Genomic DNA, 16,638 nt, shown 5'->3' with positions numbered 1-16,638 from the left:
GGTGGTAACCCCGGGCCAGGCCGATGCCGCCGAGGTACAACTCGCCGAGCACACCGACCGGTACGGGTTCGAAGTGGCTGTCGAGGATGTAGCAGCCGAGGTTGGCGATCGGGCGGCCAATTGGTACCGCATCGCGGCCTTCGTCCACGCAGGTCCAGTGGGTTACGTCGATGGCGGCTTCAGTCGGGCCGTACAGGTTGTAGAGACCGGCCTGGGGCAGCTTGGCGAAGACCTGCTGCTGGGCATCCACCGGCAGGGCCTCGCCGCTGCACACGATGCGCTGCAGGCTTTGGCAGGTCGACACCGCCGGATCCTGCAGGAAGGCCTGCAGCATCGACGGCACGAAGTGCAGCGTGGTGACCTGCTGTTGATTGATCAGGTTGATCAGCCTGGCCGGATCACGGTGATCACCAGGCGCGGCGACCACCAGGCGCGAGCCGGTCATCAGGGGCCAGAAGAACTCCCACACCGACACGTCGAAGCTGAACGGGGTCTTTTGCAGCACCGCGTCGCTGGCGTCCAGGGCATAGGCTTCCTGCATCCATTGCAGGCGGTTCAGCAATGCCGAATGACGGTTGCCCGCCCCTTTGGGCTGTCCGGTGGAGCCCGAGGTGTAGATCACGTAGGCGAGGTTTTCACCGTCCAGGGCGATGCCTGGGTTGGCGTCGCTGTAGCCCTCGAAGGCAGACTCACCCAGCACCAAGGTTTCCAGGCCTTGGGGAATCGGCAGCTGCTCACGCAAGTGCGCCTGGGTCAGCAGCAGTTTCACCCCGCTGTCTTCCAGCATGTAGGCCAGGCGTTCGCGCGGGTATTCCGGGTCCAGCGGCACGTAGGCGCCACCGGCCTTGAGCACCGCGAGCAGACCGACGACCATGTCGATGGAACGCTCCACCGCCAGGCCCACCAGCACGTCCGGCCCTACGCCGGCCTCGATCAGGCGATGGGCCAGGCGGTTGGCGCGGCGGTTCAGCTCGGCATAACTGAGCGACACCCCATTGAAGCGCAACGCCGGTGCATCCGGCTGCGCCTGCACCTGGGCCTCGATCAAATGATGCACCCACTGCCCTTGAGGGTAGTCGCGCGCGGTGGCGTTCCATTGAGCGAGTATTTGCTCGCGCTCAGCGACGTTGAGTGTCGCCAGGTCGTGCAAGGGCAATGCAGGATTCGCCACGGCTGCCCGCAACAGGCTCAGCCAATGTTCGGCCATGCGTGCGACGGTGGCAGCGCCGAACAGGTCGGTGGCGTAGGTCAGGGACGCCCAGATCGCGTCGCCGCTTTCCTGGGTGTCCAGGCTCAGGTCGAACTGGGCGCTGTGGCTGTCCCATTCCAGGTTGGCCACGCGCAGGCCCGGCAACTGCTGCGCGGCGGCTGGGGAGTTGGCCTGGTGGTTGAACATCACCTGGAACAGCGGGTTATGGCTCAGGCTGCGCTCCGGTTGCAGGGCTTCGACCAGTTGCTCGAACGGCAAGTCCTGATGGGCCTGGGCCTCCAGCGCACGGCGCTTGGTCTGCTGCAGCAGCTGGGCGAAGCTCATGTGGCCATCGAGGTCGGCCTTGAGCACTTGGGTATTGACGAAGAAACCGATCAGCGATTCGGTCTCGACGCGGTTGCGGTTGGCAATCGGCACGCCGATGCGAATATCCTGCTGGCCGCTGTAGCGGTACAGAAACGCCTGGAACGCGGCCAGCAACAGCATGAACATCGTCACGCCTTCGCCCTGGGCCAGGGCTTTCAACCCTGCCACCAGTGCCGGTTCCAGCGCGATGTCCAGACGCGCGCCACGGAAGCTCTGTTGCGCCGGGCGGGGTTGATCGAACGGCAATTCCAGCACCGGCTGCGTGCCGCTGAGCAATTCGCGCCAGTACGCCAGTTGACGGGCCTTCTCCCCCGCTTCCATCCAGCTGCGTTGCCACAGCGCATAGTCGGCGTACTGGATCGGCAGCGGCGCCAATGCACAGTCCTGGCCCTGGCTGTAGGCAGCATAGAGTTGCATCAACTCCTGCACCATCACACCCATCGACCAGCCATCGGAGACGATATGGTGCTGCACCAGCACCAGCACGTGCTCCTCTTCGCTCACTGCGAGCAAACTGACCCGCAGCAACGGGCCTTGCTGCAAGTCGAAGGGACGGGCGATTTCGGCTTCGACATGGGCCTTGAGCTGCGCTTCGTCGACTGCACTTTCGGCGATCTCGACCACCCCGTGGGCCAGCACCTCCTGAGTACGTGCCTCGGCGTCCAGGTGCAGGCGTGTACGCAGGCTTTCATGGCGCGCCACCAAGGTGTCGAAACTGCGCTGCAGGGCGGCCTTGTCCAGCTGGCCGCTCAGACGCAGGGCGCCGGGGACGTGATAAGCGTCACTGTCCGGGTCCAACTGCCAGAGAAACCACTGCCGTTCCTGGGCGTAGGACAACGGCAGCTTCCGGCCGTCCTCGCGGATCGAGGCAATCGGCAGCTGGGCGAAGCTCATGCCCCGGCTTTGCAGGCGCTGGTAGAACTGCTGGCGCTGTTCCAGAGGCAGGCGAAGAAAGCGCGAAACCAGATCGATATTAGGGTTGGAAAGCATGGGTCAAATCGCCTCTAGTTCGCTCAAAAAGTCACGAAGATCATCAAAGTCTTCCGCGCTGCCGGCGCGGAAGGTGGCAGCCGCCTGCACATAGGCGCGCAGCGTTTCAGTCTGGAACACTTCCACCAGCGGCACTTCCAGGCCCAGCTCGGCCTGGACCCTGGAGGTGATCTGGATGGCCAGTAGGGAGTGGCCGCCCACTTCAAAGAAGTTGTCGTTCAAGCCCACACGCGGCAGGCGCAGTACATCGGCCCAGATCGTGGCGATCTGCTGTTCCAGCTCGCTCTGCGGTGCGACATATGCTTGCTGCATCTGGCTCACATCCGGCTGCGGCAGGCCCTTGCGGTCGAGCTTGCCGTTGGGGGTCAGCGGCATCTGCGCCAAGAACATGAAGTGCACGGGCACCATGTAATCCGGCAGGCGGGTCTTGAGTGCGCGGCGCAAGGCATCACGAAACTCGGTTTCGTTGACCTGAGCGGTTACCGGTACCACATAAGCCACCAGTTGCTTGCCACTCGGCCCTTCCTGGGCCACCACCACGGTTTCACCAACATTGTCCTGTTCGCGCAGACGCGCTTCGATTTCCCCCAGTTCGATACGGAAACCACGGACCTTCACCTGGTGGTCGACGCGACCGAGGTAATCCACCACGCCATCCGGGCGGCCACGGGTCAGGTCGCCGCTGCGATACACGCGGCTGCCCGGCTTGCCGAACGGGTCCGGCACGAAGCGTTCGGCGGTCAGTGCCGGGCGTTCCAGGTAACCGCGGGCCACGCCCTCGCCGCCCAGGTACAACTCACCGGCGACGCCGATGGGTTGCAGGTTGAGTTGCGCGTCCAGCACGTAGCCGCTGCGGTTGCCCAGCAACGTACCGATTGGCGCGTAGACGGCACCGCATGGATCGCCTCGACGGGCTTTCCACAGCAGCGGCGTGACCACGGTTTCGGTCGGGCCGTAGCCGTTGAACAGGTAGGTCGGCTTGAGCGCGCGCCAGGCCAGGTCGTAGCTGGCTTGCGCCACCGCATCGCCGCCAAAGCAGTACACACGCACCTTCGGTGGATTACCGTCGCGCTCGGCATGCTCGGCCAGTTGTTGCAGGTACACCGGCGGGAACACCGCCATGGTCACGTTGTGACGGTGCATCTGCGCGTAGGTGTACTCGGGCAACCACAGGCTGTCGTCACGGACCAGCACGCTGGCGCCGTTGATCAGCGGGTGCATCCAGCCTTCATGGGAGCCGTCGAAGGCGAACGACATGAAGTGCAGTTCGCAATCGGCCGGGCCGGTTTCATAACGCTCGCCGGTGGCGATGATGTGCGCCACCAACGGCCCATGGGACACCGCCACGCCCTTGGGCAGGCCGGTGGAGCCGGAGGTGTAGATCACGTAGGAGAGGTTGTCGCCGTCCAGTTTTACATCCGGCGCAGTGTCGCCGTAATCGGCCCATTGCTCGGTGCGATCAATCGCCAGGCTGTCCAGGCCTTCGGGAATCGGCAGTTGCTGCAAGGCACTGGTGTGGGTCAGCAGCAACTTCGCACGGCTGTCCTGCATCATGTACAGCAGGCGATCACGCGGGTATTCGATGTCCAGCGGCACGTAGACGCCACCGGCTTTCATCACCGCCAGGAACGCCACCATGATTTCGGCGCTGCGCGGCATGGCAATCGCCACCCGTACTTCGGGGCCGACACCACGGGCGATCAACGCATGGGCCAAGCGATTGGCCTGGCGGTCAAGCTCGCCGTAGCTCAGGGTTTGCTTGTCGAATTTCACCGCGACTGCATCCGGGTTTTCCCGGGCGCGGTCGGCGACCAGTTCGTGTACCAGACGCTCGGCCGAGAAGCCGGCGTCAGTCTGGTTCCACAGCTGCAGGATGTGTCGTTGCTCATCCTGGCCCAGCAGGTTGAGTTGGCTGATGGATTGCTGTTGGTCGGCAACCATCGCCTGCAACAGGTTTTGCCAGTGGCCGGCCATGCGCTCAATAGTGGCTGGGGCAAACAGATCGGTGGCGTAGCTCAGGGAGGCACGCAGGGTCGCCTGGCTTTCCTCCACGTCCAGTGCCAGGTCGAACTGGGCCACGCCTTCATCCCAGCTCAGCACCTCGACGTCCAGTTCGGTGAGGCGCTGCAGGTGATTGGCTGCCGAGGTCACGCGATGGTTGAACATCACCTGGAACAGTGGGCTCAGGCTCATGCTGCGCTCGGGCTGCAGCGCTTCGACCAACTGCTCGAACGGCAGGTCCTGGTGGGCCTGGGCTTCGAGGGAACGTTGGCGTACCTGTTGCAGCAGTTGCACAACGCTCATCTGCCCGTGGATATCGGCCTTGAGCACCTGGGTATTGACGAAGAAACCGATCAGCCCCTCGGTTTCCAGGCGATTGCGGTTGGCAATCGGCACCCCGACACGCACGTCTTCCTGACCGCTGTAGCGGTGCAGCAACGCCTGGTAGGACGCCAGCAGCACCATCGGCAACGTCACTCCGGCGCTCTGCGCCAGGCGACGCAAACCGGCCAGCAGCTGCGGTTGCAACTCGATGCCCAGGCGAGCGCCGCGATGGCTTTGCACGGCCGGGCGCAGGTAGTCGAAAGGCAATTCCAGCACAGGCTGCACACCGCCCAACTGCTCACGCCAGTAGGCCAGTTGACGGGCCTTCTCTCCCGCCTCCATCCATTGGCGCTGCCACACGGCATAGTCGGCGTACTGGATCGGCAAGGCCGGCAGGGCTGGCGTCTGCCCGTGGCTGAAGGCGGCGTACAGTTGCACCAGCTCCTCGACCATCAGTTGCATCGACCAGCCATCGGAGACGATATGGTGCTGCACCAGCACCAGCACATGTTCGTCCTCGGCCAGGCGCAGCAACCGGGCCCGCAGCAACGGCCCGCGCAGCAGGTCGAATGGCTGCGCAACGACGTCAGCCACCCGTGCCTTGAGGCTGGCTTCATCGGTGTCGACCAAATCGATTTCAATCAGGCCCGAGTCTTCAATCACTTGGACCGTACCGGCGGCGTCCTGGCGCAAATGGGTGCGCAGGCTTTCATGGCGTGCCAGCAAGGTGTCGAAGCTGCGTTGCAGCGCCGCCAGGTCCAACGGGCCTGTCAAACGCAGGGCGCTGGGGATGTGGTACGCGGCGCTTTCGGGGTCGAGTTGCCAGAGGAACCATTGGCGTTCCTGGGCATACGACAGCAGCAACGGCTGGCTGCGATCGGCCTTGAGCAGCGCCGGCGCGACCACGCCCTCCTCACCCAGGGCCACCACGAAGTCACCCAGCAATGGGTGTTCGAACAGGGTCTTGAGCGCCACTTCCAGCGCCAGTGCCTGGCGCACCCGCGATACCACCCGCGTAGCCAGCAGCGAATGCCCGCCCAGCTCGAAGAAATGGTCGTCAAGGCCGACCTGGGGCACGCCCAGCACCTCGGCCCAGATCGCCGCGACCTGTTGTTCGCGCGGGGTGACGGCGGCCACATGGCTTTTCAGCAACAGGCGGGTATCGACCTTGGGCAAGGCCTTACGGTCGAGCTTGCCGTTGGGGGTCAAGGGCAGGCCGTCGAGGAACATCACGTGCGCCGGCACCATGTAGTCCGGCAGGCGCTCACGCAAGGCCGCTGTGTAGGCTTGCGCCGGCTGTGCCGCAGACGTCACCAGGTAGGCGATCAAGCGGTCGTTGTCGGCCAGCACCACGGCTTCGCGAACGCCTTCATGCTCGCGCAGGCAGGCTTCGATTTCGCCCAGTTCGATACGGAAACCGCGCACCTTGACCTGATGGTCGACCCGGCCGATGTACTCCACCACGCCGTCGGCACGGTAGCGTGCCAGGTCGCCGGTGCGGTACAGGCGCTCGCCCGGCGCGCCGTACGGGTTGGGCACGAAACGCTCGGCGGTGAGGGCTGGCCGCGCGTGGTAGCCGCGTGCCAGGCCGACGCCGCCGATCAGCAGTTCACCGGCCGCACCCACCGGGCATGGACTGAGCCCGGCATTGAGGATGAACAACGCGGTGTTGGCGATCGGGCGCCCGACCAAAGGTTGCGCCTCCAGCAGGCGATGGGCCGCCGACCAAATGGTGGTTTCGGTGGGACCATAGAGGTTCCATACCGGGCCTTGCAGGTCGAGCATGCGCTGGGCCAGATCGGCCGGCAGCGCTTCGCCGCCGCACAGGCACTTGATACCGCGCAGCACATCGGCACGTGGGCTTTCCAGCAGCATACGCCAGGTGGACGGCGTGGCTTGCAGTACGCTGGCGGATTGGGCGGTGACCAGGTCGATTATCGCCTCCGGGTCCAGCGCCAGTTCCTGACCGCTCAGCAGCACCGTGGCGCCGACTGTCAGCGGCACGTACAGCTCCAGGGCAAAGATGTCGAACGAGAACGTCGTCAGCGACAGCACCCGCGCCTGCGCGCCGATGTCCAGGGTGCCGGCCATGCCGCAGGTAAAGCTGCACAGCGCCTGGTGCGGCACCATCACGCCCTTGGGCTTGCCGGTGGAGCCGGAGGTGTAGATCACATAGGCCAGGTGTTGCGGCGTGACGCTGACCTGCGGGTTGTGTTCGTCACCGCCGGCGTCCTCGACCAAAAGCACCTGCAGGCCTTGCGGTTGCACCAGGCGCCCAATCAGCGGCGACTGAGTCAGCAGCACCTGGGCGCGGCTGTCTTCGAGCATGAAGGCCAGGCGCTCCGCCGGGAATTGCGGGTCCAGCGGCACATAGGCGCCACCGGCCTTGAGGGTCGCAAGCAGGCCGACCACCATGTGCAGGGAACGCTCCACATGCACCGCCACCCGCACGTCCGAGCCAACGCCCGCCGCGATCAGGCGATGGGCCAGGCGGTTGGCGCGGCGGTTGAGTTCGCTGTAGCTCACGGCCTCGCCATTAAATTGCAGCGCGATGGCGTGCGGCTGTGTCAGGGCTTGTGCTTCGAACAACTGGTGGACACAGCGCTCGCGTGGGTAGTCGACGGTCGTGTGGTTCCAGTCTTCGACCATCTGCTGCCATTGCGATGGGCTGAGCATCGCCAGTTCGTCCAGGGCCTGGGAGGCATCGTTGACCACTGCGCGCAGCAGGTTCTGCCAGTGCACGGCCAGGCGCTCCAGGGTGGCGGCGTCGAACAGGTCGGTGGCGTAGGTCAGGGATGCCCAAAGGCCGTCGACGGACTCCTCGGTTTCCAGGTTGAGGTCGAACTGGGTCGTGTGACCGGTCCAATCCACCGGCTGCAGAGCCAGGCCAGGCAGTTGCACCGGGCCGGCGCGCAGGTTGTCCTGGTGATTGAACATCACCTGGAACAACGGGTTATGGCTGAGGCTGCGTTCCGGTTGCAGCGCTTCTACCAGTTGTTCGAACGGCAAGTCCTGATGAGCCTGGGCTTCCAGGGCACGTTGCTTGACCTGGGCCAGTAACTGGTCAAAGGCCATCTGCCCGTGCAGGTCGGCCTTGAGCACCTGGGTGTTGACGAAGAAGCCAACCAGACGCTCGGTTTCCAGGCGATTGCGGTTGGCGATCGGCACCCCGACGCGGATCTCGGCCTGGCCGCTGTAGCGGTGCAGCAACGTCTGGAACGACGCCAGCAGGAGCATGAACAAAGTCACGTCCTGGCGCTGGGCGAGTGCCTTGAGCTCGGCCACCAGGGCGTTATCCAGGTGTACACGCCGACGCGCACCGCGCTGGCTTTGCACCGCCGGGCGCGGGTGGTCCAGGGGCAGTTCCAGCACCGCGTGTTCGGTGCCCAGGCGCGCACGCCAGTAATCGAGTTGGCGTTGTTTCTCCCCGGCCGCCATCCAATCGCGCTGCCATACGGCATAGTCGGCGTACTGGATCGGTAAGGCCGGCAACGGCGCTTGGCCTTGATACAGCGCCAGCAGTTCGTCGACCATCACTTGCATCGACCAGCCGTCGGAGATGATGTGGTGCTGGGTGATCACCAGCACATGGTGCGCGGCCGTGATCTCCAGCAGCATGACGCGCATCAGCGGACCGTTGAGCAGGTCGAACGGGCGTTGGATCTCTTGCGCGACCGCCTGCTCGATGGCCGAGTCTTGCACCTGCTGGCGTTGGATCACCATCGCCAGGTTGGGCTGGATGACCTGCCAGGTGTGCTCAGCCTCTTCCACGAAGGTGGTACGCAGCGGTTCATGACGCTGCACCAAGGCCTGGAACGCGTGCTCCAGTGCCGGGATATCCAGCTCACCGCGCAGGTGCAATGCGGTCGGTACGTGGTAGGCAGCGCTGCAGGGATCCAGTTGCCAAAGGAACCATTGGCGTTCCTGGGCGAAGGACAGTGCCAACGGACGGTCGCGCCCCAGCGCCACCATCGGGCTGGCAGTGCCGGCCTGCACCCCTGCGCAGGCCGCCGCGAACGCTTCCAGCGTCGGCTGCTCGAACAACGCTCGCAACGGCACGTCCAGCTTGAGGTCGTGACGCACGCGGGAGATCACCTGAGTGGCCAGTAACGAATGGCCACCGCGTTCGAAGAAATGGTCATCGAGCCCCACCTGCTCGACGTGCAACACCGTTTGCCAGATCGCCGCCAATTGCATGTGCAGCGGGCTTTGCGGAGCGCGGTAGACGTGTCGCGCCTGGCTCAGGTCCGGCAGCGGCAGTGCGCGGCGGTCAAGCTTGCCGTTGTTGTTCAACGGCAGGGCATCGAGCACCAGCCAATGCCCCGGCACCATGTAATCCGGCAAGGACTGGCGCAAGACCGCCGCCAGCGCCTGGGTATCCAGTGGTTGGCCGTGGGCCGCGACCACGTACGCGACCAACTGCGTACCGGTGGCACTCGGCTGCGCAACGACGGCAGCTTCGCGCACCCACGGCAGGGCTTGCAGGCTGGCCTCGATTTCGCCCATTTCGATACGGAACCCGCGGATCTTCACCTGATGGTCGATACGCCCCACGTACTCCAAGGCGCCCGCCTCGTTGTAACGGGCCAGGTCGCCACTGCGGTAGAGTCGCGCACCGGGAACCGTCGAAAACGGATCCGGCAGGAAGCGCTCGGCGGTCAACGCCGGGCGGTCGAAGTAACGCTGGGCCAGGCCGAACTCGGCACCGATGCACAGCTCGCCAACGCCATCGGTGGCCAACAGCTCGAAACCGCTGTCGAGTACATACAGCGAGCGACCATCGCTCGCCCGGCCAATCGGCACACCGAACGCATCACTGGCATCCGCCAGTTGGCACTCATGCACGCTGGACACCACGGTGGCCTCGGTCGGCCCGTAGGTGTTGACCAGGCGCACGCCGCCCAGGCCGGCCGCGTGCCAGGCGCGCAGCCCTTCCACCGACATGGCCTCGCCGCCCACATGCACCTGGCGCAGGTTACCCAGGGCGCGACCATCGGCCGCGCACTCCTTGGCCAACAGGTACCAGTAGGCCGCCGGCAAGTCCGCCAGGGTCACGCCCTGCTCGACGATTTCCCGTGCCAGTTGCCCGGCATCCCACAGTTCATCGCCACGCATGATCAGCGCGGCGCCCACACACAGCGGCGGGTAGCACTGTTCGACAAAGCCGTCGAAACTGAAGGTCGCGAACTGCAGCACGCGGTCCTCTGCACACAGTTGGCTGTAGACCTCGGCGCTGTCGCAGAATTGGCCGAGGGCCGCATGGTCGATGGCCACGCCCTTGGGTTGGCCGGTGGAGCCCGAGGTGTAGATTACGTACGCCAGATCGGCAGCGGCAGCGTGGGTGAGTGGGTTGCTGGCAGGGTAGCCGGCCAGCTCGGTACCGGAGACGGTGAAGTCCAGACGGGCCAGCCCTTGCGGCAGCGGCAGGTCGGCCAGCAACCCGGCTTCGCTGAGCAACAGGTCCAGGCGGCTGTCCGCCAGCATGTAGGCCAGGCGGTCGGCGGGATAGTTCGGGTCCAGGGGCACATAGGCCGCGCCGCTTTTGAGCACGGCCAGCAGGCTGACGATCAGTTGCGGGCCGCGCCGCGACGCCAGGCCCACGCACTGGCCCGGGCCCGCGCCCAGTTCCAGCAGGCGATGGGAGAGCCGGTTGGCATGGGCATTGAGCTGGGCATAGCTCAAGCGCGCTTCGCCAGCCTGTACCGCCAGCGCGTCCGGTGTGGCAGCAGCCTGGGCCGCAATGCGTTCGTGCACGCGCAGCTGGCGTTGGGCAGCGCCCGGCGACTGGCTCAGTGCAAGCACGTCGCGTTGTGCGGTGGAGTCAAGCAATTGCAGGTTGCCAAGGGGCGCCTGGGCATCCGCGAGCAACTGCACCAGCAGGTGGTGCAGGTTGGCGCTCAAGCGTGCGACCTGTTCAGCGCTGAACCGCGCCCGGTCGTAACTGAACTCCAGGCGCAGGCTGGCCCCCAACTCAATGCCCAAGGTCAAAGGGTAATGGGAGCGTTCATGGTTGTGAATATGGCCAAACGCCAGGCCTGCGGGTGCGCCCTGCTTCAGGGCCTCGGCCACAGGGAAGTTTTCGAACACCAGCAAAGTGTCGAACAATGCGCCCTGCTGACCGGCCCAGCCTTGTATGTCGTACAGCGGCACATGCTCGTGGTCACGCAGGCTGAGATTCAGGGTTTGCAACTCGTTGAGCCATTGGGCGGCCGGTTGGGCTGGCGAAGGCGTACTGACGATAGGCAGCGTGTTGATGAATAGGCCCAGTTGCTGCTCGATCCCCGGCAGCGGTGCCGAACGCCCGGCGACGGTCGCGCCAAAGGCCACGCAATCCTGACCGGTGTAGCGCTGCAGCAACAGGCTCCACGCTCCTTGCAGCACGGTATTGAGAGTGATTTTCTGGCGACGGGCGAACTCGCCGAGGGCCTGTGTGAACTCGCCCTCAAGGATCAATTGATGCTCAGCCGTGCCCAGGCCATCGACCGGCGCGCGCAGCGCTTGCGCGAGCAAGGTGGGTGTTTGCAACGGCGCCAGGGCGGCTTTCCAGAACGTCTCACCCGACGCTTGCTGTTGCAGCCAGCCCAGGTAATCGCGGAACTGCCCCAGCGGCGCGGGCAAGGCCTGGCCGGCATAGTGGGCGATGACTTCACCCAGCAACTGGGCGTTACTCCAACCGTCCATGAGGATGTGGTGACTGGTGAAGATCAGATGCCAGGCGTTACCGGCGCCCCGCACCAGCATCAGGCGAAACAGCGGCGCGGCATTAAGCGCGAAGCCCTTCTCGCGTTCAGCCTCGGCAAGCGCATCGAAGTCGGCATCGATGTCTTCGATCACGTGCAACTGCACGTCGACCTGACGCTGGATGACTTGATGGGCACTGTCCAGGCCCAGCCAGTGGAAGCTGCTGCGCAGAATGTCATGGCGGTCCAGTGCCGCCTGCCAGGCGCGGCCGAACGCCAGCAGGTCGAGGCCGTCGATATCCACGCGCAACTGGTTGATGTACGCCTGGGCTTCTGGCGCGTAGAGGGTATGGAACAACATGCCCTGCTGCATCGGCGACAGCGGATAAAGGTCGGCAATCGCCGGCCCCGCCACGGGCAACGCGTCCAGTTGCTGTTGGGTCAAGCGCGCCAGTGGGAAGTCCGAAGGGGTAACCTGCCCTGCCGGGGTGGCTCGGCAATGCTCGATCAAGGCCTTGAGCTCTGCCGCGTAGTCATCCGCCAACTGCTGCACCGTCGACGCCTCGAACATCTCGCGGCTGAACCCCCATTGCAGCGCCAGCTCACCGCCGTACACCTGCCCTTCCACGGTCAACCAGTTGGCCAGCGGTGCCTCGGCATCCTGGGCCTGGCCGCTGCCCTGGGTAGACGGTACAAACAACACGGATTCGTTGAACTGGCGGTCGAACTGGCCCAGGTAGTTGAAGGTAATGCGTGGCGCGGCCAGGTTCGCCAGGGCTTCGCGGGCCGCAGGCGGGCCGAGGTAGCGCAGCAGACCGTAGCCGATGCCTTTGGCGGGCACGGCACGCAGTTGCTCCTTGACCGCCTTGATCGCAGCCGACAGCTCGCCGCAGGCTTGCAGGCGTACCGGGAACAGGCTGGTGAACCAGCCCACGGTGCGGGTCAGGTCGACACCGTCGAACAGGTCTTCGCGGCCATGGCCTTCCAGCTGGATCAGTGCGGCGTTCTGGCCGCTCCAACGGCTGACCACCCGCGCCAGGGCCGTCAGCAGCAGGTCATTGACCTGGGTGCGGTAGGCCGCTGGCGCGTCCTGGAGCAGTTGACGGGTGTGCTCGGCGTCAAGGCGGATTTCGAGCTTGCTGCCCAAGCGGTTTTGCAGGCCGCCCTGGGGGTTGTCGCACGGCAAGTCCGCGTCGGCCGACTGCGCCTGCCAGTACGGCAGTTGGTCGTCCAGCGCGCGGGCATGGGCTTGCAACTGTTCGGCCCACAGCTGGTAGGCGCTGGTCTTGGTCGGCAACGCTGCCTGGCGGTAAGCCTGTTGCAGGTCTTCCAGGACGATGCGCCAGGAGACGCCATCGACCGCCAGGTGATGGATCACCAGCAGAAGGCGCTGGCTGCCATCGGCCATGCTCACTAACGCGGCACGCAACAGCGGGCCCTGCGTCAGGTCGAGGCTACGCTGGGCCTCATCGCACAGCGCCGCCAGTTCATCGTCGCTGCCGGCGTGGGTCTGCCACAGGCCCGGCGCGGTGACCGGCGCGGCGTAGGCTTGCTGCCAGGTGTCGGCCTGTTGCACAAAGCGCAGGCGCAAGGCGTCGTGATGGTTGATCACCTGGGTCAGGGCGGCTTCCAGGCGTGCCGGTTCCAAGCGCTCGCGCGGGGTCAACAACAACGATTGGTTCCAGTGGTGACGCGCGGGGATCGCCTGGGCGAAAAAGCCTTGCTGCACCGGGGTCAGGATCACCTCGCCGCTGGCAGGGCCTTGGTCGATCACGGTGGAGTGCTCGAAGCCGGCCACCAACGCCAGGCTGCGCACGCTCTGGTACTGGAACAGGTCGCGCGGGCTGAGGCGAATCCCCGCCTGGCGCGCGCGGCTGACCACCTGGATGGAGATGATCGAATCGCCGCCCAGTTCGAAAAAGTTGTCGTCCAGGCCCACCTGCTCGACGCCGAGCACATCGCTCCAGATCGCCGCCAGGGCTTTTTGCAGGTCGTCTTGCGGCGCGATATAGGCCTGTTGCGGCGTTGCATCCGGTAACGGCAGCGCCTTGCGGTCGAGCTTGCCGTTGGCGGTCACCGGCAGCTTGGCCAGGGGCACCATATGGGTCGGCACCATGTATTCCGGCAGGCTACCGAGCAGCCAGGCCTTGAGGTCGGTGGGCGCCTCGCCCTCCAGCACCAGGTAGGCCACCAGTTGTTTGCCGCCGTGCACCAGCACCACCGCCTCACGCACCGCTGGGTGTTGCATCAGGCGTGTCTCGATTTCACCCAATTCGATGCGCAAGCCGCGCAGCTTGACCTGGTGGTCGAGACGGCCAAGGTAGTCGATCACACCGTCATCACGCTGGCGCACCCGGTCGCCAGTACGGTACAGGCGCGCGCCGTCACCGAAGGGGCTGGGCACAAAACGTTCGGCGGTCAGTGCCGGACGGCGGTGGTAGCTGCGCGCCAGGCCGGTGCCGCCGAGGTACAACTCGCCGGCCACGCCGGCAGGCACCGGGTTGAGCTGCGCGTCGAGCACGTAGGTGCCGAGGTTGGCGATCGGGCGGCCGATGGGCACGGCGTCACGGCCTTCGTCGATGCAGGTCCAGTGGGTCACATCGATGGCCGCTTCCGTCGGGCCATAGAGGTTGAACAAACCAGCCTGGGGCAGCTTGGCGAACACCTGCAGTTGCGCGTCCAGGGGCAAGGCTTCGCCGCTGCACACAATACGCTTGAGGCTGGCGCAGCGCGGCACGCCCGGCTCATGGATAAACGCCTGGAGCATGGACGGCACGAAGTGCAAGGTGGTGATCCCGTGCTCGCCAATGGTCTCGATCAGGCGCGCCGGCTCGCGGTGTTCCCCAGGGGCGGCGACCACCAGGCGGGCGCCGGTCATCAACGGCCAGAAGAACTCCCACACCGACACATCAAAGCTGAACGGGGTTTTCTGCAGCACCGCGTCACTGGCATCCAGGCCGTAGGCCTGCTGCATCCAGCACAGGCGGTTGACCAGTGCGCGATGGCTGTTGCCGGCGCCCTTGGGCTTGCCGGTGGAACCGGAGGTGTAGATCACATAGGCCAGGTTCAGCGCGTGGATGTCGACGGCGGGCGCTGCGACGCTGTAAGCGTCGAGCCAGCCGGGCGCCTGGTCGAGGCGCATCACCCGAATGCCTTCGACAGGCAGCAGTGACAGCAGGCTGTGCTGGCTGAGCAGCAGCTGGATGCCGCTGTCTTCGATCATGTAGGCCAGGCGTTCCTGGGGATATTCGGGATCGAGGGGGACGTAGGCGCCGCCGGCCTTGAGCACAGCCAGCAGGCCGATGACCATCTCGATGGAACGCTCAACGCAGATACCCACCAGCGCATCAGGACCGACCCCGTGGTCGCGCAAGGCATGGGCCAGTTGGTTGGCACGGGCGTCGAGTTGCGCATAGGTCAGCATGGTCGCGCCGAACACCAGCGCCGGCGCATCCGGGGTGCGCTGTACCTGGTCTTCGATCAGGTGATGAATGCCACGCTCGGTGGGATACGCTTGTGCGGTCTGGTTCCAGGCGTGCACCAGCCTCTGCTGCTCATCGACGGCCAGCATCGGCAACTCGCCGATACGCTGTTCGCCATCGGCCACCATGGCCTGCAACAGGCTGATCCAGTGGCGTGCCATCCGCGCGATGGATGGCGCGTCGAACAGGTCATTGGCGTAGGTCAGCGCGGCGTGCAAGGTGCCGGATTTTTCATAGGTGTCGAGGGTCAGGTCGAACTGGGTGGTGCGGCCTTGCCACTCCACCAGGGCCAGCTCCAGGCCGGAGGCGGTGCTGACCGAGGCGATGTCGGCCACCACCGGCTGATGGTTGTACATCACCTGGAACAGCGGCGTATGGCTCAGGCTGCGCTCGACCTTCAGGGCTTCCACCAGGCGCTCGAAGGGCAATTCCTGGTGCGCCTGGGCGCCAAGGGCGTGCTCCTTGATACCTTGCAGCAACTCGGCGACGCGGGTTTGCCCGCTCAGCTCAGTACGCAGGACTTGCGTGTTGACGAAGAAGCCGATCAACCCCTCGACTTCCGTACGGTTGCGGTTGGCGATCGGCACGCCGACGCGGATATCGCCCTGGCCGGTGTAGCGATGCAGCAACACATTGAAGGCGCCGAGCAGCAGCATGAACAGGGTGACGTTGTGCTGTTGCGCGCAGGTGCGCAACTGCGCGGCCAGCGCCGGGTCAATCGCGAAGTTGTGGCGGGTGCCCTGATAGCTGGGCATGGCTGGGCGCGGGTGGTCCGTTGGCAGTTCCAGCACCGGATGCTCATCACCCAGCCGCGCCTGCCAGTATTCCAATTGACGGGCCTGTTCCCCCGCTTCCAGCCAGCGGCGCTGCCACAAGGCGTAGTCGCTGTACTGGATCGGCAGCGCCGGCAATTGCGGCGCTTCGTTGCGCTCGTGGGCGTCGTAAAAACGGATGAACTCGTCGATCAGCACGTTCATCGACCAGCCATCGGAAACGATATGGTGCAGGGTCAGCAGCAGCACGTGCTCCTGGGCATCGAGCCTGAGCAGTTGCACACGCAGCAGCGGGCCGTGTTCCAGGTCGAACGGCAGCAGCGATTGGCGGGTGGCCGCATCGTTGACGGCGTGTTCGCGTTCGGCCGCGGCCAACGCCGTCAGGTCCAGTTGCTCAATGGCCAACGACGGCTGTACGGCCACCTGCATCAGGCGCTCATCGGCCTGGCGCTGGAACACCGTACGCAGGGTTTCGTGCCGGGCCACCAGACTGGCGAAAGCCTGCTCCATGGCGCCAAGGTTCAGCGCACCCTTGAGGCGCACGGCGCCCGGCAGGTTGTAGGCGCCGCTGTTCGGGTCCAGTTGCCAGAGAAACCACATGCGCTGTTGCGCGTAGGACAGCGCCTGGCGGTCCTCTGCCTCCACGCCGGCCGGAATCGGAAACCGCGAAAAATCCACCCCTTCTTTCTGCAATGCCTGCAGGAACAGCTGGCGTTTTTCCAGGGGCAACCCGATAAACCGGCGAGCAAGTTTCAAGGAGTCTTCAGCATTCATTTGTTGGAGTCCGGAGCAATAGGCAGGAAGCACAAAGG

The 16,638-nt window shown here is 65.2% G+C and carries 2 protein-coding genes; both read right to left on the bottom strand.

Features of this window, described 5'->3' with window-relative positions:
- Positions 1–2,566, bottom strand: a 2,566-nt coding sequence (locus F6S08_RS12265; RefSeq protein ID WP_315871648.1) for an amino acid adenylation domain-containing protein, incomplete at its 3' end; no start/stop codon positions are given.
- Between the two features lie 3 nt (positions 2,567–2,569).
- Positions 2,570–16,600: a non-ribosomal peptide synthase/polyketide synthase gene (locus F6S08_RS12260; RefSeq protein ID WP_315871647.1), complete on the bottom strand. Its 14,031-nt coding sequence runs from the start codon at positions 16,598–16,600 to the stop codon at positions 2,570–2,572.
- Between the last annotated feature and the right edge of the window lie 38 nt (positions 16,601–16,638).

The organism is Pseudomonas sp. JV449, from assembly GCF_032424295.1.
GTDB classification, from domain to species: domain Bacteria; phylum Pseudomonadota; class Gammaproteobacteria; order Pseudomonadales; family Pseudomonadaceae; genus Aquipseudomonas; species Aquipseudomonas marginalis.
This window is presented reverse-complemented; position numbering and strand designations above follow the sequence as displayed.

What these genes read in the sequence shown, in the direction of transcription:
- F6S08_RS12260 (WP_315871647.1), bottom strand. Translation starts at nt 16,600, where the DNA reads ATGAATGCTGAAGACTCCTTGAAACTTGCTCGCCGGTTTATCGGGTTG.